Origin of the sequence: Gordonia alkaliphila (genome assembly GCF_023017165.1) — a bacterium.
Classification (GTDB): Bacteria; Actinomycetota; Actinomycetes; order Mycobacteriales; family Mycobacteriaceae; genus Gordonia; species Gordonia alkaliphila.
On sequence record NZ_JALKBW010000001.1, the window covers coordinates 3607282 to 3629543 of the forward strand.

20 protein-coding genes, 1 other RNA gene and 1 pseudogene are annotated in these 22262 nt (G+C 69.5%); 9 read left to right on the forward strand and 13 right to left on the reverse strand.

The features are described from left to right. Positions 1–8: 8 nt before the first annotated feature. From MUG78_RS16540 to MUG78_RS16555, 6 genes and pseudogenes are all read right to left on the reverse strand, one after another. A pseudogene (locus MUG78_RS16540) lies at positions 9–1197 on the reverse strand (flavin-containing monooxygenase); the annotation flags it as partial. Then, a complete protein-coding gene (locus MUG78_RS18375; protein ID WP_308221386.1) occupies positions 1194–1469 on the reverse strand; it encodes a hypothetical protein in 276 nt (91 codons plus the stop codon). The gene MUG78_RS18375 and the pseudogene MUG78_RS16540, both read right to left, overlap by 4 nt. Positions 1470–1509: 40 nt before the next feature. Continuing rightward, positions 1510–1875 carry a hypothetical protein gene (locus MUG78_RS18380; protein ID WP_308221387.1) on the reverse strand — a complete coding sequence of 122 codons (366 nt, stop codon included), beginning with the start codon at positions 1873–1875 and terminating at the stop codon, positions 1510–1512. 62 nt (positions 1876–1937) lie between these two features. Next, the gene (locus MUG78_RS18385; RefSeq protein ID WP_308221388.1) at positions 1938–2144 is read right to left on the reverse strand and encodes a patatin-like phospholipase family protein; all 207 of its coding nucleotides are present in this window, start codon (positions 2142–2144) and stop codon (positions 1938–1940) included. After that, positions 2141–3061 carry an SDR family oxidoreductase gene (locus tag MUG78_RS16550; protein WP_246996661.1) on the reverse strand — a complete coding sequence of 307 codons (921 nt, stop codon included), beginning with the start codon at positions 3059–3061 and terminating at the stop codon, positions 2141–2143. The genes MUG78_RS18385 and MUG78_RS16550 overlap by 4 nt, the downstream gene beginning before the upstream one ends. A gap of 32 nt (positions 3062–3093) precedes the next feature. After that, on the reverse strand, positions 3094–3636 hold the full coding sequence (locus MUG78_RS16555) for an RDD family protein (protein ID WP_246997155.1): 543 nt from the start codon (positions 3634–3636) through the stop codon (positions 3094–3096). A gap of 230 nt (positions 3637–3866) precedes the next feature. On the opposite strand from MUG78_RS16555, the gene glnA (MUG78_RS16560) reads away from it, so the two are divergent. After that, positions 3867–5300 carry a type I glutamate--ammonia ligase gene (glnA, locus tag MUG78_RS16560; RefSeq protein WP_246996663.1) on the forward strand — a complete coding sequence of 478 codons (1434 nt, stop codon included), beginning with the start codon at positions 3867–3869 and terminating at the stop codon, positions 5298–5300. A gap of 133 nt (positions 5301–5433) precedes the next feature. On the opposite strand, the gene MUG78_RS16565 is transcribed toward glnA (MUG78_RS16560), so the two are convergent. Genes MUG78_RS16565 through MUG78_RS16575 form a run of 3 tightly spaced genes read right to left on the reverse strand, consistent with a single transcriptional unit; the run spans position 5434 to position 7619 of the window. Further along, positions 5434–5811, reverse strand: a complete 378-nt coding sequence (locus MUG78_RS16565) for a fluoride efflux transporter FluC (protein WP_246996665.1) — start codon at positions 5809–5811, stop codon at positions 5434–5436. Next, positions 5808–6242 (reverse strand): fluoride efflux transporter FluC, encoded by a 435-nt coding sequence (locus MUG78_RS16570; RefSeq protein WP_246996666.1) that lies wholly within the window; start codon positions 6240–6242, stop codon positions 5808–5810. Before MUG78_RS16570 ends, MUG78_RS16565 begins: the two co-directional genes overlap by 4 nt. A gap of 33 nt (positions 6243–6275) precedes the next feature. Further along, positions 6276–7619 carry a trimethylamine monooxygenase gene (locus tag MUG78_RS16575; RefSeq protein WP_246996668.1) on the reverse strand — a complete coding sequence of 448 codons (1344 nt, stop codon included), beginning with the start codon at positions 7617–7619 and terminating at the stop codon, positions 6276–6278. Positions 7620–7825: 206 nt separating this feature from the next. Here MUG78_RS16575 and MUG78_RS16580 point away from each other — a divergent pair, with 206 nt between their 5' ends. Beyond that, positions 7826–8422, forward strand: coding sequence for an FKBP-type peptidyl-prolyl cis-trans isomerase (locus MUG78_RS16580; RefSeq protein WP_246996670.1), 597 nt, complete (start codon positions 7826–7828; stop codon positions 8420–8422). 126 nt (positions 8423–8548) lie between these two features. Here the strand turns inward: MUG78_RS16580 and MUG78_RS16585 are convergent, their stop codons facing one another. Then, a complete protein-coding gene (locus MUG78_RS16585) occupies positions 8549–11554 on the reverse strand; it encodes a bifunctional [glutamine synthetase] adenylyltransferase/[glutamine synthetase]-adenylyl-L-tyrosine phosphorylase (RefSeq protein ID WP_246996671.1) in 3006 nt (1001 codons plus the stop codon). A 37-nt stretch (positions 11555–11591) separates the two neighbouring features. After that, a complete protein-coding gene (glnA, locus tag MUG78_RS16590) occupies positions 11592–12929 on the reverse strand; it encodes a type I glutamate--ammonia ligase (protein WP_246996672.1) in 1338 nt (445 codons plus the stop codon). 186 nt (positions 12930–13115) lie between these two features. On the opposite strand from glnA (MUG78_RS16590), the gene panB reads away from it, so the two are divergent. The 7 genes from panB to MUG78_RS16625 all read left to right on the forward strand — a co-directional run bounded on the left by panB (position 13116) and on the right by MUG78_RS16625 (position 20326). Further along, a complete protein-coding gene (gene panB, locus MUG78_RS16595; protein WP_246996673.1) occupies positions 13116–13961 on the forward strand; it encodes a 3-methyl-2-oxobutanoate hydroxymethyltransferase in 846 nt (281 codons plus the stop codon). A gap of 41 nt (positions 13962–14002) precedes the next feature. Then, on the forward strand, positions 14003–14962 hold the full coding sequence (gene pip / locus MUG78_RS16600) for a prolyl aminopeptidase (RefSeq protein ID WP_246996674.1): 960 nt from the start codon (positions 14003–14005) through the stop codon (positions 14960–14962). Continuing rightward, positions 14959–16440, forward strand: coding sequence for a CYTH and CHAD domain-containing protein (locus tag MUG78_RS16605; protein WP_246996676.1), 1482 nt, complete (start codon positions 14959–14961; stop codon positions 16438–16440). The genes pip and MUG78_RS16605 overlap by 4 nt, the downstream gene beginning before the upstream one ends. Positions 16441–16542: 102 nt before the next feature. Further along, a complete protein-coding gene (locus MUG78_RS16610; RefSeq protein WP_246996678.1) occupies positions 16543–17520 on the forward strand; it encodes an ABC transporter substrate-binding protein in 978 nt (325 codons plus the stop codon). A gap of 4 nt (positions 17521–17524) precedes the next feature. Then, complete coding sequence (locus tag MUG78_RS16615; RefSeq protein ID WP_246996679.1) at positions 17525–18544, forward strand: ABC transporter permease; 1020 nt, start codon at positions 17525–17527, stop codon at positions 18542–18544. Then, positions 18531–19568 (forward strand): iron chelate uptake ABC transporter family permease subunit, encoded by a 1038-nt coding sequence (locus MUG78_RS16620; protein ID WP_246996681.1) that lies wholly within the window; start codon positions 18531–18533, stop codon positions 19566–19568. The genes MUG78_RS16615 and MUG78_RS16620 overlap by 14 nt, the downstream gene beginning before the upstream one ends. After that, complete coding sequence (locus tag MUG78_RS16625) at positions 19565–20326, forward strand: iron ABC transporter ATP-binding protein (protein ID WP_246996683.1); 762 nt, start codon at positions 19565–19567, stop codon at positions 20324–20326. Before MUG78_RS16620 ends, MUG78_RS16625 begins: the two co-directional genes overlap by 4 nt. A 17-nt stretch (positions 20327–20343) precedes the next feature. Here the strand turns inward: MUG78_RS16625 and MUG78_RS16630 are convergent, their stop codons facing one another. Both MUG78_RS16630 and rnpB read right to left on the reverse strand, forming a co-directional pair. Then, positions 20344–21792, reverse strand: coding sequence for an RNB domain-containing ribonuclease (locus MUG78_RS16630; protein ID WP_246996685.1), 1449 nt, complete (start codon positions 21790–21792; stop codon positions 20344–20346). 58 nt (positions 21793–21850) lie between these two features. Then, an RNA gene (gene rnpB, locus MUG78_RS16635) (RNase P RNA component class A) lies at positions 21851–22259 on the reverse strand. Positions 22260–22262 lie beyond the last annotated feature (3 nt).

Genomic DNA, 22262 nt, shown 5'->3' on the forward strand with positions numbered 1-22262 from the left:
CGGTCCGGGATGGAACCGGTCGGCGAGTTGGGACCCAGCACGGTGAACAGATTCGGGAAACCGGGGATCGCCGTCATCCGGTAGGCGCGGGGGCCGTCGACTCATTCCTGATCGAGGGTGCGGCCGTCGCGGCCGGTGATCGCCATGGGCCGCATGTAGTCGTGCGTGCGGAAGCCGGTCGCCAGCACGATCACGTCGAGGCGGTGCAGCCGGCCGTCGACGGTGACGATCCCGTCGGGCACCACCTTCTCGATGGCCGCGGTCTCCAGCCGGGTGTTCGACGACTGCACGGCGCGGTAGTAGCTGCCCGACACCACCTGCCGCTTGCACAGCGGCTCGTCGTCCGGTGTCAGTCGCGCACGCAGCGCCGCGTCGCGCACCCCGAGTTGCAGCGACAGGCGCGCGTAGGCCTGCACCGCGCGGCGACGCCAGGACGGCGTGGTCACCACGTCGGCCAGAATCTGACTCCCCCACTGCAGCGTCTGGAACACGCGGTCGTGCAGGCCCGGCACGCTGCGCAGCGCGGTGGCGACGCCGGATGGCTGCGGCAGCCACATCGGCGCCCACAGCACCCACTGCGGCGACCGCACGAAGTGCGTGAGGCTCGCGGCCCCGCCGTGCAGCGCCGACACCACCTGCACGCCGGGTGGATCCGGTACCGATCACCGCGACCGCCTTGCCGTCGGTCACCAGGTCGTCGTCCCAGCGGGCGGTGTGCACCACGGGACCGGCGAAATCGCCCAGGCCGTCGATCGACGGGATCGACGGATTGTGCAGCACGCCGGTGGCGCACAGCACGAAGTCGGCGGCCAGTTCCTCCCCGCCCCGGGTGCGCAGTCGCCACCTTGCGGTGTCGTCGTCGAACTCCGCGGCCACCACCTCGGTGTCCAATCGGATCCGGGAGGCGAGGCCGAGTTGCTCGACGACGTCGCGGTGGTACCGCTGGATCTGCGGCCCGGTGGCCCACACCCGCGGCCAGTCGGGCTTGGGCGCGAACCCGAACTGGTAGATCTGCGACGGCACATCGCAGGTCAGCCCCGGGTAGCGGTTCCAGTACCAGACGCCGCCCACGTCCGAGCCCTTCTCCAGCACGGTCACGTCGTCGAAACCGGCGTCGGTGAGCACGTGCGCCGCCGTGATGCCCGCGACCCCGGCGCCGATGATCACGATGCGCGGTGACCGCGGGGCCGCACTCACGCGGACGCGTCCTGCGCGAGAGCGGCGGCGACGGTGGCCACCGTGCTGTGCCGGGCCGCGGCGAAGGCCTTCCCGCGACGACCCCGGCGCATGAAGTTCGCGCCGAGCTGCACCATCTCCGGAGCGGTCGGCGAGACCACCACCACGCGGGTACCGCGGGCCCGGACCCGGGCCACTTCTTGAGTGAGGACTGCCGACATCGGTCGCCGCAGCAGGGTCGCTTCGAGCCGCCCGCCCACACCGGGCCCGTGGACGTCGTCGAGCCCGGCCATCGACGTGACACGTAGATCACGTCGGCTTCGTCCGCGGCGATCAGATCCACCGAGGCGGTGGAGGCGGCGCCGCCGTCCACGTAGTCCGCCCGTCGATCTCCACCGGCGGCATCCACGCGGGAATCGCCCAGGAGGCGCGCAGGGCTTCGCTGAAGGTCGCGCCACCCGACAGGTTCGGATTCGTCGGGCCCGGCGAGCCGGTGAACGCGACGCGCCGATCCTCGTCGGGCCGATAGCTCACCAGCCGCACCCCGGTGCGCGGCGGCCAGCGCTGCCCGGGTTCGGTCACCGCGTCGGCCAGTCGGCCCAGCCAGTCGGGATTGGCGCGCCCGCGCGGCGCCAGTCCGGTCAGCGCCGGTGACCGGACTGGCGGCCCAGCGTGCCCGGCCGCGGCAACTGCGGCCACGGCAGCGACGACGGCGTGTCGGCCAGGTGCCGGGCCAGGCGCGCGTCGACCGGCTGCACGAGCTACATGGCGACCAGGTCGTCGGTAGAGAACCCGGCACCGAGCATGGTGACGATCTCCGCGCCCGCCGAAGTGCCCTGCAGGATGGCGGCATCCCGCGGATCCCAGCCCGTCTGCTCGGCGAGCGCGGCCAACGCGGCGATCGACCATGCGCCGCCGATCGTGCCGCCGCAGCCGATCACGACCGCCGTCGACGATCCGGGGCTCACTCCGCGATCCCCGATGCCGAGATATCCGATTCCGCGATCCCCGATTCCCTGATCCCCGGCTCGGCGTGCGCGCGTGTCTGGTCCGCGATTCGATCGAGGTATCCCCGACGGCCGGCGTTCGCGTTGATCCGAAGGGCCTGGTCGTCGTCGGCCACGCCGCGCGCCAGCCGCATCAGCGGCTCCGGGGTCAGCAGGTCGGCCACCCGCCAGGCCGGCGACACCCACTGCGGCACCGACGTCTGCGCCGCGCGCGAGCGCAGCGTGTGCAAGATCGCGTCCGCCACCTGTTCGGGGTCGACGGTGGGCAGCGTGCCGCCCAGATCGGCGCCGGAGGACAGTTCCGTGCGCACCGCGGCCGGCAGGATGGCGCAGACCGCGATCCCGGCCGCCTCGTACTCGCGGCGCGCCGCCAGCGAGGCGCCCAGCGCCGCGTACTTGCTGGCGTTGTAGGTCACCATGCCCGGCAGCGGCAGTTCCCCGGCCATCGAGGCGACGTTGACGATGTGTCCGCGGCGTGCGGCGATCATCGTCGGCAGCACGGCGCGCATCCCGAGCAGCACACCGCGCACGTTCACATCGAGGGTCAGGTCGATCTCGGCCAGCGGCTGTGCGATGAGCGAACCCGTGGGCACCACCCCGGCGTTGTTCACCAGGACGTCGATCCGGCCGTGCACCCGCACGATCTCGTCGACCAGCGACTGCCAGGACGCCGGGTCGGTCACGTCGAGTCGGCGACACTGCGCACCGGTCGCCGCGCGTTCGGCCAGGTCGGGATCGAGGTCGCCGATCCAGACGTGGGCGCCGCGGTCGCCTGCCGCGCAGGCGGTGCGCGCACCGATGCCGCGGGCGCCACCGGTGACGAGCACCACCGCGCCGTCGAGTCGAATCCGTGCCGGCCCTCGCTGGAACAGTCCCATGAGGACCATTCTTTACTGCGTAGTAAGTTGTGTCAGCGGGTTCGGACGATTGCGGTGCCGGTGGCGCGGTCGTGCATGGCGCGGCCGTTGTAGTCGTTGATCAGCGCCGGGACCACGAACGGGACCAAGAACTGCCGGAAGAAGGCGCGGACCAGGTCCACCGCGGCGCGCGGCTCGGTACCCGCGGCTTCGGCGGCACCGCGCTCGGGACCGAAGTCCACGCGCGCCACCCGGACGCCGGCCAGATACTGCCCCGGTGTGAAACCGAAGAAGAGCACCGTGGCGATGCTCAGGATGAACCAGACGAGAAACTGCGGCCAGGCCATTTCGCGGGCAGTCATCTCGAACGCGGTGTACACCTGGCCGTTCGCCTCGTATGCGGGCTGGGCACCCACGATCAGGAACGCGACGCCCGCCGCGATGAACCAGTCGAGAAGCAGCGCCAGCACGCGGCGCCAGCCGCCGGCGATCGATCCGGGCCCGGTCTCGGGCAGCCCGAGGTCCTGGCCGCGATAGTCGACGTCTTCCTTGGCCTGATACGGCCCGGTCAGCCAGGAACCGGCCGCATCACGCATCGACGGTCCCTGCGAGCTGTTCTTCGAAGCCATGCCTTCATTCTAGGTCGTGACCTGGACCACCCGGGCCGGGCCGTCGTGTAACACGGGGGAAACATTGGCTTGACCAACGGGCAATCTCGCCTCCATAGCGTCTAATCCAACGATCCAGCCTTGCCGCGAGAGACAATGGCAGGGTGGATTGCGGTCCAGAGAGGTTCTGGACCACCCCAGTAAGGAGTACGGCGACCGTGTACAACACGAACGAAGAACTACTCGAGGGCATCAAGGCCGAGGGCGTCGAATACGTCGACATTCGGTTCTGCGACCTCCCCGGGACCATGCAGCACTTCTCGATCCCCGCCTCGGCGTTCGATGAGTCCGTCTTCGAAGAAGGCCTCGCCTTCGACGGCTCGTCGGTGCGCGGCTTCCAGTCGATCGACGAGTCCGACATGATGCTGCTGCCCGACCCGGCCACCGCGCGGATCGATCCGTTCCGCAAGGCCAAGACGATGAACGTCAGCTTCTTCGTGCACGACCCGTTCACCCGCGAGGCCTACAGCCGCGACCCCCGCAACGTCGCCCGCAAGGCCCAGGACTACCTGACCTCCACCGGCATCGCCGACACCTGCTTCTTCGGTGCCGAAGCCGAGTTCTACATCTTCGACGGCGTCTCCTACGGCTCGGAGATGAACGAGACCTTCTATAAGGTCGAGTCCGAGTCCGGCTGGTGGAACGCCCGCAAGGAGACCAACCCGGACGGCACCCCGAACCTCGGTTACAAGGTGCGCCCCAAGGGCGGCTACTTCCCGGTGGCCCCGTACGACCACTACGTCGACTTGCGCGACGAGATGTCGACCAAGCTGCAGAACTCCGGCTTCACTCTGGAACGCGGCCACCACGAGGTGGGCACCGGCGGCCAGGCGGAGATCAACTACAAGTTCAACACTCTGCTGCACGCGGCCGACGACGTTCAGCTGTTCAAGTACATCATCAAGAACACCGCTTGGCAGCACGGCAAGTCGGTCACCTTCATGCCCAAGCCGCTCTTCGGCGACAACGGTTCGGGCATGCACGCCCACCAGTCGCTGTGGCTCGACGGCAAGCCGCTGTTCTACGACGAGTCCGGCTACGGCGGCCTCTCGGACATGGCGCGCTACTACATCGGCGGCATTCTGCACCACGCCCCGAGCCTGCTGGCCTTCACCAACCCGACGATCAACTCGTACAAGCGACTGGTCCCCGGCTACGAGGCCCCGATCAATCTGGTCTACAGCCAGCGCAACCGCAGCGCCTGCGTGCGTATCCCGATCACCGGCAACAACCCGAAGGCCAAGCGCATCGAGTTCCGTTGCCCGGACAGCTCCGGCAACCCGTACCTGGCGTTCGCCGCGATGTTGATGGCCGGACTGGACGGGATCAAGAACAAGATCGAGCCGCACGAGCCCGTCGACAAGGACCTCTACGAGCTGCCGCCCGAGGAGGCCAAGGGCATCCCGCAGGCCCCGACCTCGCTGTCCGCGGTGATCGACCGCCTCGAGGAGGATCACGACTACCTGACCGCCGGCGGCGTCTTCACCGAAGACCTCATCGACACCTGGGTGGCGTACAAGCGGGAGAACGAGATCCTGCCGGTGCAGGTTCGCCCGCACCCCTACGAATTCCAGATGTACTACGACTGCTGATCGGCCACGGCTGACGACACGACTCCGCCCGCGCGACCTACGTCGCGCGGGCGGAGTCGTTCGCGCAGGGAGTCAGCCGTCGTTCCGCACGCCGGCGAGAAGACGGGGCTGATGGCCGGTGCAACCGCCGCCGTCAGAACAGGGAGGCGGCGGCGACGCCGAGTGCGGCGGCGGCGACCGCCGCGACGAGCGTGCCGAACAGTGCCGCCGCGGCCGCACGCCACCGGCCGCCGCGAGCCAGGGTGGCGACGTCGTACATCGCGGTGCTGAACGTGGTGTACCCGGCGCACATCCCGGAACTGAGGACGATCCCCCACTCCGCGCCGTCACCGCTGAAGATCGCCAAGCCGGTGAGGAAGCCCAGCACGAAGCTGCCGACGACGTTGATGCTGACGGTTCCCCACGGAAAGGCGGGTCCCGCCCACGACCGCACCAGCGTGTCCTGGCCGTAGCGGAGCAGCGCGCCGAGGCCGCCGAATACGCCGACGCCCAGGAGCAGCCACACGCTCATCGGAGGCCGCCCGCGCGGCGCAGCCCGTGCGCGGCCCAGATGCCCAGCGCCACCGCAGCCAGCCCGGCCGACAGGCTGGCTGCGGCATATGCCGCAGCCAGTGGAAGCCGATCGCCGCCGGCCAGCAGTTCGATCTGCACCGCGAAGCTGCTGTAGGTGGTGAACGTGCCGAGGAAGCCGGTGCCCAGGCACAGGCGCACTCGTCGACGGGTCCCGGACTCGGGTTCGGTGGTCTCTGATCCGGTGGTCTCTGATCCGGGAGTCTCGGGGCCGGCGAGCACCAGTGACTCCAGGAGCAGGCCCAGGGCCAGCGCGCCGACGACGTTCACCACGAACGTCGCCAGCGGGAAGCCGCCGCGGTCGCCCAGCGCCTCCTCGACGAGGTAGCGGGCCGGGGCACCGAGCAGTCCACCGAGGAAGACCCAGAGCATGGTAGTCCCACTTCCCCGGGTGCGCCCCGTCGTCTAGCCGGAGGTCTGCAGGTACCGCTCCAGACTGTCGTCCAGTTCGTCCATCCACCGGGTGTGGTGAGGAATGCTACGGGTTCCGGTCATCACCGACGTGTAGGTGTAGTCGCGGTACCCCATGATGTCGGCGGCCTTGTCGTTCTTCCAGGCCAGGAAGATCTCCACCACCCCGTCGACGTCGAACTGCGGGTAGTCGGTGAGGTTCACCAGATCCTGGACGTAGTCGCCCTGGAACCGGATCTCGTCGGCGGCATCGGCGAGGGCGACGAAGCGCGTGCGCCACTCGGCGATCGACGCGTCCCGCTCGCTGCGGTCGGGCATCGCGGAGCGGCCCAGGATCAGGTCCCGGACGTACCAGGCCTGCGCGTCGAACATGTTGAAGGTGAACCACTGGTCCTGGGCGCCGACGTAGAACAGCTTCGGATTGTCGTTCCACACCACACCGCGGTAGAGCCCGTCCGGGTACACGTTGTTCGGCGACCGCAGACCCAGGTCCTCCGGCAGGTACGCGTACTTGTGCAGGTAGCCGGTGCACACGATCACCGCGTCGACGTCCTTGGTGGAGCCGTCGATGAAGTGCACCGTGTTGCCGTCGAACCGCTCGATGCCGGGCCGTTCGGAGAAGCCGTCGGGCCACTGGTAGCCCATCGGCTGGGTGCGGTAGCTCGCGGTGACCGAGCGGGCGCCCATCTTGTACGCCTGGCTGCCGATGTCCTCGGCCGAATAGCTCGAACCGATCACCAACACGTCCTGATCCTTCAGGCCCTCGGCGCCGCGGAAGTCGTGCGCGTGCGTCAGCATGCCCGGGAAGGTCTCGATCCCGGCGAAGGTCGGGAAGTTCGGGTAGGAGAAGTGACCGCTGGCCACCACCACGTAGTCGAAGGTCTCGGTCGAATCGGCCGCGGTCGGCAGCGTCTGGCTGGTGACGGAGAACTGTTCGGTGTCGGCGTCGTACGACACCCAGCGCACCGCTGTCTCGAAGCGGATGTACTTGCGGACGTCGCTCTTCTCCACGCGACCGGCGATGTAGTCCCACAGCACCTCGCGCGGCGGGTACGACGACACGGGACGACCGAAGTGCTCGTCGAAGGAGTAGTCGGCGAATTCCAGGCCCTCCTTGGGGCCGTTCGACCAGAGGTTCCGGTACATGCTTGACGGCACGGGCTCGCCGTAACCGTCCAGTCCGGTCCGCCAGCTGTAATTCCACTGTCCACCCCAGTCGGTCTGCTTCTCGTAGCACACCAATTCGGGGATCTCTGCTCCAGCCTGGCGCGCGGCCTCGAAAGCGCGCAGCATGGCCAATCCACTCGGTCCGGCACCGATAATCGCTACCCGGGACATGTAAAACCTCGCGTTCTGCATCTACTCAAATAACTCGGTGACGAGACGCGGTACACAGCGGTCGCGGCCTGGGTTCGGGCCTGCGACGGGACACGCTCGCGGGAGGTCGTCCCGGGCGGTATCCCACAAATCTTCCGCCGGTACTCCACACTCGCGCACCAACAGGCCCTCTGACCTTATCAAACTGTTCGGTAAGGTGACTTTCCATGAGACTCAAGCCCATGCTCCTGTTGCCCGTCGCTGCCTCCGCGCTGCTGCTCGTCGGCTGCTCGTCCGACGATTCGTCGAGCAGTGCGGACACCACCGGCGCCGCCCAGTCGGCCACCGACGGCGCGGTCACCGCGACCTCGTGCCCGAGCACCGAACCGGCCGCCGACACCGCACCGCAGTGGACCGTCACCGGCACCACCGGATCGATCGCCGTGGTGGGTCAGACCGACACCACCGCACCGCTGATCACGGTGAAGGACAAGCCGTTCACGGTGGACAAGACCGAGGTCAAGACGCTGGAGGCCGGCGACGGCGCAGTCGTCACCGACAGCGAGATGATCAGCGTCTGCTACCAGGGCGTCAACGGCGCGACCGGCGAGGTGTTCGACAGCGCGTACGCGCGCGGCGAGGCCGCCGAGTTCAGCGCGGGCGGCGTGATCCCCGGTTTCGCCGAGGCTCTCGTCGGCCAGAAGAAGGGTTCCAGCGTCGCCGTCGTGATCCCGTCGACCGACGGGTACCCGCAGGGCACGCCGGACGGCTCGATCAAGCCGGGCGACACCATCATCTTCGCCCTGAAGATCCTCGACAACTGATCGCACAGTGACCCCAGCGGGGACCTCACCGGATCGCGGTGGGGTCCCCGTTTCCGTCGGTCACCCCGTCGTGTCACGGTCAGTCGGATCGCGGTCTGCGCGGTGCACTGGCGCTGCACCGGGTGATCATTCGCCGAACACCTCGGTCACCACGCCCTTCGCGCGTCGGGTGATGCGCAGGTAGTTCTCGAGGAACTCCACCGCCTCGTCCTGCGGCCACCCGGCCGCATAGGCGATCGCGCGCAGCTCGCGCCCGGGGCCGGGCAGCTGGTCGACGGGCTTGCCGCGCACCAGCACCAGCGCGTTGCGCGCCCGCGTCGCCGTCAGCCAGGCCTCGGTCAGCATCGTCACCTGCTCGGTGGGCAGCAGCGCGGTGGCCTCGATGGCCTCCAACGCCTCCAACGTGGACGTGCGGTGCAGTTCCGGATACTTGTCGGCGTAGCGCAGCTGCAGCAATTGCACGGTCCATTCCACGTCGGCCAAGCCGCCGCGCCCCAGCTTGGTGTGCGTGGTCGGGTCCGCGCCGCGCGGCAGGCGTTCGGCATCCACCCGCGCCTTGATGCGCCGGATCTCGCGCACCGCCTCGGCCGACACTCCCCCCTCGGGATAGCGGATGGCGTCGATCATGTGTAGAAACTCGAGGCCCAGTTCCGGGTCGCCGGCCACCGCGTGCGCGCGCAGCAGCGCCTGCACTTCCCAGGCCTGCGCCCACTGCTCGTAGTAGGCGCGATACGACGCCAACGATCGCACGATCGGGCCGTTCTTGCCTTCCGGACGCAGCCCCACGTCCACCTCGAGCGGCGGGTCCGCGCTCGGGGTACCGAGCAGGGCCCGCACGTTGTCGGCGACGTTCTGCGCCCAGCGCAGCGCGGTGGTCTCGTCCTCGCCCTCGATCGGGTCGCACACGAACAGCACGTCGGCATCCGAGCCGTAGCCGAGTTCGCCGCCGCCGAGACGGCCCATCCCGATCACCGCCATGCGAGCCGGGATCACCCCCGTCTCGTCGGTCGTGGCGGCGATGACCTTCTCCAGCGCCGCGTTGATCACCGCGGCCCACACCGTCGACAGGGCCCGGCACACCTCCCGCACGTCCATCAGGCCGAGCAGGTCCGCCGAGGCGATCCGCGCCAGTTCGGCACGACGGTGCGAACGAGCCACCGCGATCGCCTTGCGCGGGTCGGCCTGCCGACGGACCGAGGCGATCAGGCCCTTGACCACCTCGTCGCTGGTCACCTCGCACAGCTTGGGGCCGGAGGCGCCCGAGGAGTACAGCGCGATCACGTCGGGCGAGCGCATCAACAGGTCGGCGATGTACTCAGACGTGCCGAGCACGTGCATCAGCTGCTCGGCCACCACCCCGTCGTCGCGCAGCAGCCGCAGGAACCATTCGGCATCGACCAGCTCGTCGCACAGGCGCCGATAGTTGAGCAGCCCGGCGTCGGGGTCCGGGGTGTCGCTGATGTGCTGCAGCAGACCCGGCAGGATCAGCATCTGAATCTGACCGCGGCGGCCGCGCGCGGAGCCGAGCGCCTTGATGTGCGCGAGCGCCCGCTCCGGCTTGGCGTAACCGAGCGCGGCGAGTTGCCGCTGCGCCGACTGGTTCTGCAGATACAGCGAGTCGGTGTCGAACCGGGTCACCGCCTCCAGCAGCGGGCGGTAGAAGAGCTTCTCGTGGAGTTGCCGCACGCGCGTGCGCTGCCGGCGCAGTTCGCGGCGCAGCACCTCGGTGGCGTCGCTGCCTCCCTCCGGCCGGATGTGCGCGGCCCGGGCCAGCGGGCGCAGGGCGGCCGCATCCTGCAGGTCCGGCAGCAGGTGGGTGCGAGACAGTCGCTGCAGCTGCAGCCGGTGTTCGAGGCCGCGGAGGAACTCGTAGGAGGCGTGGAAGTTGGCCCCGTCGGTGCGGCCCACGTAGCCGCCGTCGGTGAGCGCGTCGATCGCCTCCAGGGTCGACGCGACGCGCAGGCTCTCATCGGCGCGACCGTGCACCATCTGCATCAGCTGCACCGCGAACTCGACGTCGCGCAGGCCGCCCCGCCCCAGTTTCAGGTTGCGGTCGCGTTCGTTCTCCGGCACCAGCGCTTCCACCCGGCGCCGCATCGCCTGGACGTCCACCACGAAGTCGTCGCGTTCGGCGGCCGACCACACCAGCGGCGCGGTGGCCTCGGTGTACTCGCGGCCCAGCGCCAGGTCGCCGGTCATCGCACGCGCCTTCAGCAGCGCCTGGAACTCCCACGTCTTGGCCCACCGCTGGTAGTAGGCCAGGTGCGAGTCGAGGGTGCGGGTCATGGCACCGCGCTTGCCTTCCGGCCGCAGCGCCGCGTCGACGTCGAAGAAGGCCAGCGAACCGATGCGCATCATCTCCCCGGCGAGCCGCGCGGAGGTGGTGTCGGCGGGTTCGGCGACGAAGACGACGTCCACGTCGCTGACGTAGTTCAGTTCGCGCGCACCGCATTTGCCCATCGCGATCACCGCGACCCGTCCGGTGAGCGGATCGTCGCCGAGCACCTCGCGCACGGCGACGGCGAGGGCCGCCGTCAACGCCGCGTCGGCTAGGTCGGACAGGCGCGCGCCCACTTCGGGCAGGAACAGCACCGGCTCGTCCTCGACCACCGGGGCCAGGTCCTGCGCGGCCAGGCGCAGCACCAGATTGCGGTAGGCCACCCGCAGCAGACTCACCGTCGTCGGTCCGCTGACGCCGGCCCGGAAGAGCAGGTTGTCGCCGGCGTCCGGTTCGGGTTCGGCCTGCACCGCGGCCAGCATCTCCGCTCGGGCCTGCTCGGCCGACGGCAGCTCCTCGATCAGCAGCAGCCGCCACGCCTCCGTCTCGGCGACCAGGTGATCGCCCAGGGCGTCGGACGCGCCGAGCACGGCGAGCAGGCGGCCCCGCAAGCGCCGGTCGGTCCGCAGGAGCCGATCGATCTCCGCCCAGTCGGCCTCGGTCTGCGCGGCCCGGATGCGGATCAGCGCGCGCAGCGCCAGGTCGGCGTCGGGCGCGCGGGAGAGCGACCAGAGCACGTCGACGGCGGCCTCGTCGTTCCAGCCGAGAACGTCCAGGTCCTCCCGAGCCGTCGGCTCCAGGAGACCCAGTCGACCAGGGCTCGGCACCACCGAGCGTCCACGTATCGCCGTCACGTCGTCGAGCCTATCGCCCGCCGCCGTCGATACGCGGCTACAGCGGCAGGTAGTTCTGCAGCTCGAACGGGGTCACTTCCGCGCGGTAGGTCGACCACTCGGCCCACTTGTTGCGCAGGAAGTAGTCGAAGACGTGCTCGCCGAGCGCTTCGGCCACCAGTTCCGACCGTTCCATCTCGCCGAGCGCGTCGGCCAGCGAGTTGGGCAGTTCGCGGTAGCCCATGGCGCGCCGCTCGGCCGGCGTCAGCGCCCACACGTTGTCCTCGGCCTCCTCGGGCAGCTCGTAGCCTTCGGCGATGCCCTTGAGTCCGGCGGCGAGCAGCACCGAGAACGCCAGGTACGGGTTGCAGGCCGAGTCCGGGCTGCGGACCTCGATGCGCCGCGACGACGCCTTGTTCGGCGTGTACAGCGGCAGTCGGACCATGGCCGACCGGTTGGCCCGCCCCCAGGTCGCGGCGGTCGGCGCTTCGCCGCCGTGCACCAGACGGCGGTAGCTGTTGACCCACTGGTTGGTCACCGCGCTGATCTCGTTGGCGTGCGTGAGGATGCCGGCGATGAACTGCTTGCCGGTGCCCGAGAGCTGCATCGGGTCGTCCGGGTCGTGGAAGGCGTTGGATTCGCCCTCGAACAGACTCAGGTGGGTGTGCATGGCCGACCCCGGGTGCTTGCCGAAGGGCTTGGGCATGAACGTCGCGCGGACACCGTCGCCGATCGCCACCTCCTTCACGAGGTAGCGGAAGGTCATCACGTTGTCGGCCATGCTCAGCGCATCGGCGTACCGCAGATCGATCTCCTGCTGACCGGGACCGCCCTCGTGGTGGGAGAACTCCACCGAGATGCCCATCGCCTCGAGCGCTTCGATGGCGTGACGGCGGAAGTTGGGCGCCGCATCGTGCACGGCCTGATCGAAGTAGCCGCCGTTGTCGGCCGGGGTCGGTTCGCTGCCGTCGAGCGGCATGTCCTTGAGCAGGTAGAACTCGATCTCCGGGTGCACGTAGCAGGTGAACCCCTGATCGGCGGCCTTACTCAACTGGCGACGCAGCACGTGCCGAGGGTCGGCCCAGGCCAGCGTGCCGTCGGGCATGGCGATGTCGCAGAACATGCGCGCCGAGTAGTTGCGGCCGTCGGTGTCCCAGGGCAGCACCTGGAAGGTCGACGGGTCGGGCTTGGCCACCATGTCCGCTTCGAAGACGCGGGAGAAGCCCTCGATGGCGGAGCCGTCGAAACCGATGCCCTCGGCGAAAGCGCCTTCGAGCTCGGCCGGAGCGATCGCCACAGATTTCAGATAGCCCAGGATGTCGGTGAACCAGAGACGGACGAAGCGGATGTCGCGTTCTTCCAACGTCCGCAGCACAAACTCTTGTTGGCGATCCATGGCCCGACCCTATGCGCGTCCTGTTACGCCCGTGTTACACCCGACACCGCAGGCCGCACGGCGCACGTGTGAGCAAGACCACCGACCCGCCCGGTGTCGCCCTTCGCTCGACGATGGGAGAATCGGGGGTGTCCACACCGACCCGGGTACCCGCAGAGCGGGACTCGAGGCAGAAATGAGACCGCGATGTCCCACGCACCGATCTACGGATCCACCGACGCCGCTCCGGCCGCACCGCGCCGCGTCACCCGACTGCAGCACCTGGCGCAGTGGAAGTCCGAAGGCCACAAGTGGCCGATGCTGACCGCCTACGACTACTCCACCGCCCGCATCTTCGATGCGGCCGAGATCCCCGTGCTCCTGGTCGGCGACTCCGCCGCCAACGTGGTATACGGCTACGACACCACCGTGCCGATCAGCGTCGACGAACTGCTGCCGCTGGTGCGCGCCGTGGTCCGCGGCGCCCCGCACGCGCTCGTCGTGGCCGACCTGCCGTTCGGCAGCTACGAGGTGAGCCCGCAGCAGGCCCTCGAGTCGTCGATCCGCTTCTTCAAGGAGGGCGGCGCGCACGCCGTCAAGCTCGAGGGCGGCGAGCGGATAGCCCCGCAGATCGCGGCGCTGACCGCCGCCGGCATCCCGGTGATGGGCCACGTCGGCTTCACGCCGCAGAGCGTGAACACCCTCGGCGGCTACCGCGTGCAGGGCCGCGGCGACGGCGCCGACCAGCTGATCGCCGACGCGATCGCCGTCCAGGAGGCCGGCGCGTTCGCCGTCGTCATGGAAATGGTTCCTGCCGAGATCGCCGCGCAGATCACCCGCAAGCTCACCATCCCGACCGTCGGCATCGGCGCGGGCAACGAGACCGACGCGCAGGTGCTGGTCTGGCAGGACATGGCCGGCTACACCCACGGCAAGACGGCGAAGTTCGTCAAGCGATACGCGAATGTAGGCGAGGACCTCTCGCGGGCGGCGCGCACCTACGCGGCCGAGGTGGCCTCCGCGGCCTTCCCCGGACCCGAACACTCTTACTGACCCACCCGCTGCCCCGGCGGCCACGCACTAGTGTGGTCGCCATGGCAGCGCTCTATCCCCCGATCGAACCGTACGCATCGGGGCATCTGGACGTCGGCGACGGACAAGAGGTCTACTGGGAGACTTCCGGCAACCCCGAGGGCAAGCCGGTGCTCTTCGTCCACGGCGGCCCCGGCGGCGGCACCTCCCCCGCGCAGCGGCGCTTCTTCGACCCGGAGCGCTACCGGATCATCCTCTTCGACCAGCGCGGCTGCGGCCGGTCCCGCCCGCACATCGCCGACGGCGCCGACCTGAGCGTGAACCACACCGGCGCACTGATCGACGACATGGAGCGGTTGCGCGCCCACCTGGGCGTGGAGCGGTGGCAGATCTTCGGCGGCTCGTGGGGGTCGACACTCGGATTGGCTTATGCCCAAACGCATCCCGAGCGCGTCACCGAACTGGTGCTGCGCGGCATCTTCCTGCTCCGGCGCAGCGAGATCGACTGGTATTACAACGGGGGCGCCGCGCACATCTTCCCGGACGTCTGGGAGACCTACCTGGCGCCGATTCCGGAGGCCGAGCGCGACGGCGACCTGGTCGCCGCCTACCACCGGATCCTCACCGGGCCCGACCCGGCGGCCGCGCAGCGCGCCGCGAGTGCCTGGACCGGCTGGGAGAACCGGACCAGTCACCTTCTGCCGCAACCGGATGCGGACTCGTCCGACCGCTTCGACCTGGCCTTCGCGACCATTGAGAACCACTACTTCGTGCACCACGGCTTCCTCGACGAGGGCCAGCTGTTGACGAACATCGCTGTGCTGCACCACATTCCGGCCGTCATCGTGCAGGGACGCTACGACGTCGTGTGCCCGATGCGCAGCGCCTGGGATCTGCACCGAGCCTGGCCGGAGGCAGACCTGGTCATCGTCGACGATGCGGGCCACGCATCGTTGGAAACCGGCATCGCCGACGCCCTGGTGTCGGCCACCGACCGCTTCGCCACAGGAGACAACCGTTGAGTGCACGTGAATCGCTGGAAGTAGAGCTCAAGTTCGACGTCGACGCCGGCCAACCCGCGCCGGATCTGAGCGGACTCGCACCGGGCGGCGCCGGCGCGCCGACGGTGTACGAACTGAACGCCACCTACCTCGACACCGCCGGTCACGACCTGGCCGCGCGGCGGATCACGCTGCGGCGCCGCACCGGTGGCACCGACGCGGGCTGGCACCTGAAGCGACCGACCACGCACTCCGACGCCCGCCACGAACTCGCGATCGACTTCACCGATGCGCCGGCCGACGGCGGCGTCCCCGCGCCCATTCGAGACGCCATCCTGGCGATCGTCCGCGACCAGCCGCTGATCCCGGTCGCCGAGATCATCACCGAGCGCACCGTGACGCTGGTCCACGGCGCGGACGGCTCCGTGCTGGCGGAGTTCGCCGAGGATCGGGTGCTGGCCCACGCCCATCAGAGCCAGCGCACACAGGAGTGGGCCGAGTGGGAGTTCGAACTCGTCGACGGCGACGCGGAACTGCTCCCCGCTGCCCGCAAGCTCCTGCGCGCCGCCGGCGCCCGCAAGGCCGCCAGCGTCTCCAAGCTCGCCCGCGCGATCGGCTCCGAGCCGCACACGCACAAGCCGACACGACTGCGTAAGAAGCCCACCGCACTCGACCTGATGGTGCATTCGCTTGCCACACATCGGGATTCGTTGGTCGCCTGGGATCCACTCGTGCGGGAGAACGCCTTCGACGCCGTGCACCAGATGCGCGTCACCGCCCGCAAGCTCCGCTCCATCCTGACGTCGTTCCCGCAGATCCTGGATCCGGCCAGCATCGCCGGTCTCAGCGACGAACTGCGCGAACTCGGCGAGGTCCTCGGTGAGGCACGCGACCGCGAAGTGCAACTGGAGATCAACCGAGAACTGCTGGCGCAGGAGAGCGACGTCCCGGCCGACCTGCGGACGGCCCTGATCGACGACGAGATCGCCAGCCAGGAGCGCGCTCTGCGCACCCTGCGCTACGCGCTGTCCACGCCGCGCTACCTGTCCCTGCTGAACACCCTCGACCGCGTGATCACCGACCCCGTGCCGGGCCCGGACGCCGACCGCGCCGCCGCGAAGGTGGCCGTCGCCGGCATCGAGCACGCGCGCAAGCGCCTGCGGAAGGCGGAGAAGTGGCTGACCGCGCTGGAACCGTGGTCCGCCGAATGGGTGGAGCAGGTGCACCGGATCCGCAAGCGCGCCAAGGCCGTTCGCTACACCGCCGACGCCGCCAAGCCGCTGGACCTGAAGACCGCGACCACGACCGCCAAGCAAGCGGCCCGCATTCAGACCCACCTCGGCCATTTCCAGGACACGGTGGTCAACCGCGAGCAGCTCACTCGGGTCTCCGCGGAACCGGGCCTGTCGGCGCGCGCGATCTTCGTGCTGGGGCGCCTGGATGCACGGGAAGAGACGCGCGGGCGCGCCGCCGTCCAGGCCTATCTCGACGAGAACTGAGGTGTAGTTCACACGAGTTCGGCGTCGCCGACTACATAGGGTAGCCTCCGCTAAGTACTAACTTTCGGAAGAATCCTCCCCTCGGCGAAAGCAGGCTCCCCCATGTCCCGTCGTCTTGCCCGGACCGCTCCGGTCCTGGCCGCCCTCGCAGCGGTGAGCCTGGTGTTCACCGCCTGCTCGTCCACCGAGTCCACGGCGTCCGGCGCCACCATCAGCGTGGAGGCCACCAACGGTACCGTGCAGGTGCCGAAGGACCCGAAGCGCGTTGTGCTGCTGGACAACACGGCCGCCGAGACGGTCAAGGCCATGGGCGTCACGCCGGTGGCGGTGCCCAAGGGGCTGCTCGCGCCGTCGAAATTCGGCGACTGGATCGACAACCCGGACATCGCCGACGTCGGCACGCACAACGAGCCGAAGATGGAGGTCATCGAGGACGTCGACCCCGACCTCATCATCGCCGGGTACCGCTTCGCCAAGTACACCGCGGATCTGACCGCGATCACCGATCAGACCGGCGGCGCCACCATCGACATCGCCGCGTCCGACGACGCGGAGGGCGGCCGGGTGGCGGCGATGATCCGCCAGACCACCACGCTGGGCGAGATCTTCGGCAAGCAGCAGCAGGCGGGCGAGATCGTCAGCACCTTCAACGGGCAGCTCGACGCCGCGAAGGCCGTCAGCACCGGGCAGACCGTCTTCCTGTCGATCGTCAGCGGCGGCAAGATCGACAACGGTGCCAAGCGCATGCAGCCGCTGGTCGCCCCGTTGGACCTCAAGGACGTCTTCGGCGGCCAGGCCGGCGATCACCACCAGAACTCCGGACTCACCCCCGAGGCGATCGCGCAGGCCAACCCGCAGTGGGTCATCGTGATGGACCGCGACGCGGCCACCGCGTCCGACGGCGAGAAGACCACGCCCGCGGCCAGTGTCTTCGCCGCCCAGGAGGCGTTCGCCAAGACCGACTTCATGCGCGAGAACCACGTGATCTACCTGGATCCGGAGTTCTACGTCCGCGAAGGCATTCAGTCCTACGGCCAGAGTTACCAGCAGATCGCCGACGCCCTCGGCGCCGCGAAGTAGCGCGGTGACCGCGCAGGCGACCACCACCGCGCCCCGTCCCCCGGCTTCCCGGGCGGCGGGGCGCGGTTGGGCGATGCCGACCATGGTGGTCGCCGCCGTCGCGCTGGTGGCCGGATCGCTGATGATCGGCGAGTATCACATCACCGCGTCCGGGCTCCTGTCCGGCGACGCGGACATGTGGGAGATGTTCTTCATCTCGCGGGTGCCCCGCACGCTCGCGCTGATCTTCGCCGGCATCGCCATGAGCTTCTCCGGCGTGATCATGATGCGCCTGACGCAGAATCGGTTCGTCGAGCCCACCACGGCGGGTACCGCGGAATGGGCCGGGCTGGGCGTGCTGCTGTCCTGGCTGCTCATCCCCGAATCGTCGCCGCTGGTGAAAATGGTGGTGGCCACCACCACCGCGCTGATCGGCACGTTCGTGTTCCTCGGCATCATCTCCGGGATCCGCGCGCGCCGATCGGCCGTCGTGCCGCTGGTCGGCATCATGATGGGCGCCGTGGTCGGCGCCTTCGCCACCTTCATCGCCAACAAGAACCAGTTGCTCCAGTCGCTCACCGCGTGGCGGTCGGGCGGCTTCAACAGCGTGGTGCGCGGCTTCTACGAGCCGCTGTGGGCCGTGGTCATCATCGCGATCGCCTGCTTCGTCCTCGCCAACTACTTCACCATCGCCGGCCTCGGTCGCGACGTGGCCGTCAGCCTCGGCCTGCGCTACGGCCTCGTGGTGACCCTGGGCGTCACCATGGTGGCGCTGGCCACCGGCGTGACCTCCGTCGTCGTCGGTTTCATCCCGTTCCTCGGCCTGGTGGTGCCCAACCTGATCAGCGCACTCCGCGGCGACGATCTGCGGCGCAACCTCCCGTGGATCGCGGTGCTGTCCATCGTGATGATCGTGGGCTGCGACCTGATCAGCCGACTCGTGGTGCGCCCCATGGAGATTCCCGTCTCGGTGACCATGGGCGTGCTCGGGACCGTCACCTTCCTCGCGATCCTGCTCTCCGGGAGGTCCCGTGTCGCCCTCTGATCTGGCCACCGCCGCACCGTCGATCACCGGCGGCCGGTCCACCCGCGTCTCGCCGACGGCACGTCTGGTGATCGCCGGGCTGCTGGCCGCCGCCGCGCTCGCCGCGTTCCTGTTGCTGCGCAACGGCATCGACGGCCTGGAAGTGGAGTCGGTGTTCGGGCTCTCGTTCACCCGTCGGGTCAACACCGCGATCGCGATCGTGATCGCCGCGGTCTGCCAGGGCATGGCCACCGTGCTGTTTCAGACTGTGACGCACAACCGGATCCTGACACCGGCCATCATCGGCTTCGACTCGCTGTACGTGCTGATTCAGACCGTCGCGGTCAGCGTGGTCGGGGCGAGTTTCATCGCCAACTCCGACACCGTGCCGCAATTCCTGATGCAGACCGCGGCGATGGTGGTCTTCGCCCTGGCGCTGTACGGCTGGCTGTTCGCCGGCCGCCGCTTCGGGAGCCTGTTCCTGCTTCTGCTGACCGGAGTGGTCCTGGGCCTGGCCTTCCGGTCGATCGCCGAGTTCCTGCAGCGCCTGCTGTCGCCGACCGACTTCGACGCGCTGTTTCTCAACATGTACGGCCGGATCTCCGACGTGAACGCGTCCCTGCTGCCGGTCGCCGGCGGACTGGTCGCGGTAGTCGCCGTGGTGGTGTGGCGTCGGCGGCGGATCTACGACGTCCTGCTGCTGGGTCGCGAGCCCGCCATCGGTCTCGGGCTGGATCACCGCCGCGAGCTGACGCTGACCCTGGTGATGATCGCCGTGCTCATGGCGGTCAGCACCGCACTGGTCGGGCCGCTCACCTTCTTCGGCTTCATCATCGCCACCCTCGCCTACCAGGTGGCCGGCGACTGGCGGCACCGTGCGCTCCTGCCGATGTCCATCCTCATCGGCATCTTCACCCTGGCCGCGGGCCAACTGCTGATCAACACCGACGTCTTCGGCACCAACGTCATGCTGACCGTCGTCATCGAGTTCTGCGGCGGCGTCGTCTTCCTCGGTGTGCTGCTCCTGCGAAAGGGATCGCTGTGATCGAGTTCCACGAGCTCACCAAGAAGTACGCGGAGAACGTCGTCCTGGGACCGGTGTCCGGCGATTTCGGCGACGGCGGCCTCACCGCCCTGGTCGGCCCCAACGGCGCAGGCAAGTCGACGCTGCTGACCATCATCGGCCGCTTGCTGAACGCGACCAGCGGCACCGCCACCCTCGACGGTGTCGCCATCGACTCGATGAAGCCGCGCGAGGCCGCGAAGAAGCTGGCGGTGCTGCGGCAGGAGAACGGCGTCAATGCGCGCCTCACCGTGCGCGACCTGGTCTCGTTCGGCCGCTTCCCGCACTCGCGGGGACGACTCGACGCCGAGGACGAGCGTCTGGTCGCCGAGGCCATCGCCTTCCTCGAACTCGACGACCTCGCCGAGCGGTTCCTGGACGAACTCTCCGGGGGCCAACGCCAGCGCGCGTTCGTCGCGATGACGCTGGCGCAGGACACCCCGGTGATCCTGCTCGACGAGCCGCTCAACAACCTCGACATCCGACACCAGGTGTCGATGATGGGCCAACTGCGGCGCGCCGCCGACCTGCTCGGCCGCACCATCGTGGTGGTGATCCACGACCTCAACTTCGCTGCGGCCTACGCCGACCGGATCATCGCGCTCAAGCACGGCACCATCGTCGCCACCGGCGGCCCCGAGGAGATCATGCGCAGCGACCTGCTGTCGGACATCTTCGAGACCACCGTCGACGTACACGTGCTCGACGGGCTTCCCGTCGCCGTCTACGCCGGCCGGTAGCCCGCCTCGACCGCAGATCAGTCGGCGGCGAAGGCGACGGTGGCTGCTTCGGGATCGGCTTCGGTCACCGTGACCACGCAGCGCTGCCCGGCGGCGGGCGCCGGAGTGCACGGTGCGATGACGGCGGGGACGGCGATGAAGATCTCCGCCGGACGACGACCGGCCGCGTCCCGCATGACCGTCGCGTCGAACCGCGCACCGATCTGGTCGGCCAGTACCACCGCTTCGGCCAGGTTCACGCTGTTGCGGGCGGCGGTACTCGCCACCGCATCGGCGCCGCTCATCACCTTGCCTAGCCCGGGCAGCGCAGCGACCACCCAGTCCGGCACCGGCCGCCCGGCGGTCACCGACAGGCAGATCTCCGTGGCGAACCGGTCACCCAGCCGACGCAGCGGCGCCGTGACGTGCGCGTACAGCCCACCGACACCGGCGTGCACCAGCTCGGCGTCGGTCACCGCATCGGCGGCCCCGACGTCGGCGAGACCGGTGCCGATGGCTCGGTACCCGGCGCCGCGCATCAGGCGGGCGCCCGCGCTCATCAGCGCGAGGGTCGACGGCTCGTCCGGCGCCAACGACGCCAAGAACTGTCCCGGGGTATCGCCGCGCGGCCAGTGGGCGCCGAGCGAGGCGGCCACGCTCCGCAGTTCGTCCACCGCCTCGCGCTCGGCGGCCGGCAGCGTCCGGAAGAAGCCGACGCCCGCCGCGCGCATGATGGTGCCCGCGCACAGGCCCACCAGCAGCGACACCTGCGCATTCCAGCCGTCGGCGGGGGTGCGCGGGGCCAGCTGCAGGGTCCATGCCCGCGCGTGCCGGGGATCGTGGTTCTCCCGCACCTCCTGGTCCGGCAGGTCCAGCATCACCGCGCCGCGCGCCAGCGACCAGGCTTCGCGCGCCGACGCGAACGCGGGCAGTGCCGCCAGCGCCGGGTGCAGGGTTCCGGCGGCCGCGTCGGCGGTCACCCCGGCGTAGTCGAGCCGGGCCCGCGAGCGCACCGTCGCGCGCTCGCACGTCACGTCGACCACGTCGCCGTCGGCGGCGACCCGCACCGTCCACAGGACGGCGGGCCGGTCGACGTCGGGGAGCAGCGAACCGGCGCCCTCGGACAGCACCCGCGGGTGCAGCGGCACGTTGCCGTCCGGGAAGTAGATGGTCTCGCCGCGTCGGCGGCTCTCCGCGTCGAGCACTCCCCCGGGTTCCACCAGGGCGGCGACGTCGGCGATCGCGTAGTGCACCAGGAAGCCGTCGCCGTCGGCCACCACGCGCACGGCTTGGTCCAGGTCCATCGAGCCGGGCGGGTCGACGGTCACCAGTTCCAGATCGCGGTGGTCGGTGCGTCCGTCGGCGTGGCGATCGACGGCCGCCGCGGCCGCGGCTTCGACGTCGGCCGGGAAGTCGACGACCAGGCCCAGTTCGGCGCGCAACTTCCCGAAGTCGATACCGGGGGCGTGAAATCTGCGTTCGACCATGTCTCCCTATCCCCTCCGTCGCCCTGTCCCCTCCGCTCGGCGGAGCGAGAGAAGTGCGCGAACGAGTCGGTCTGTAAGCCGGATCCTGTACCGACCCGAAGGTCGGCGGCGACCATCCATCTGGGCACACCGTCGCCGGGTACCTCGAGCAGCCAACCCGCGAGCTCGGACGAGCCGTCCTCGATCACTCGCGCATCCGCACCGCAGGCGGTGCGGACTTCGGCCTTGCTCCGGGTGGGGTTTACCTAGCCGCCGCGGTCACCCGCGGCGCTGGTGCGCTCTTACCGCACCGTTTCACCCTTACCCGCTGCACGCAGCGGGCGGTCTGTTCTCTGTGGCACTGTCCCGCGAGTCACCCCGGGTTGCCGTTAGCAACCACCCTGCTCTGTGGAGTCCGGACTTTCCTCGACGCCCGGCCTGCGCGGAGATCCGCACGGTTCCGATGCCGCGGCCGCCCGACCGACTCGTTC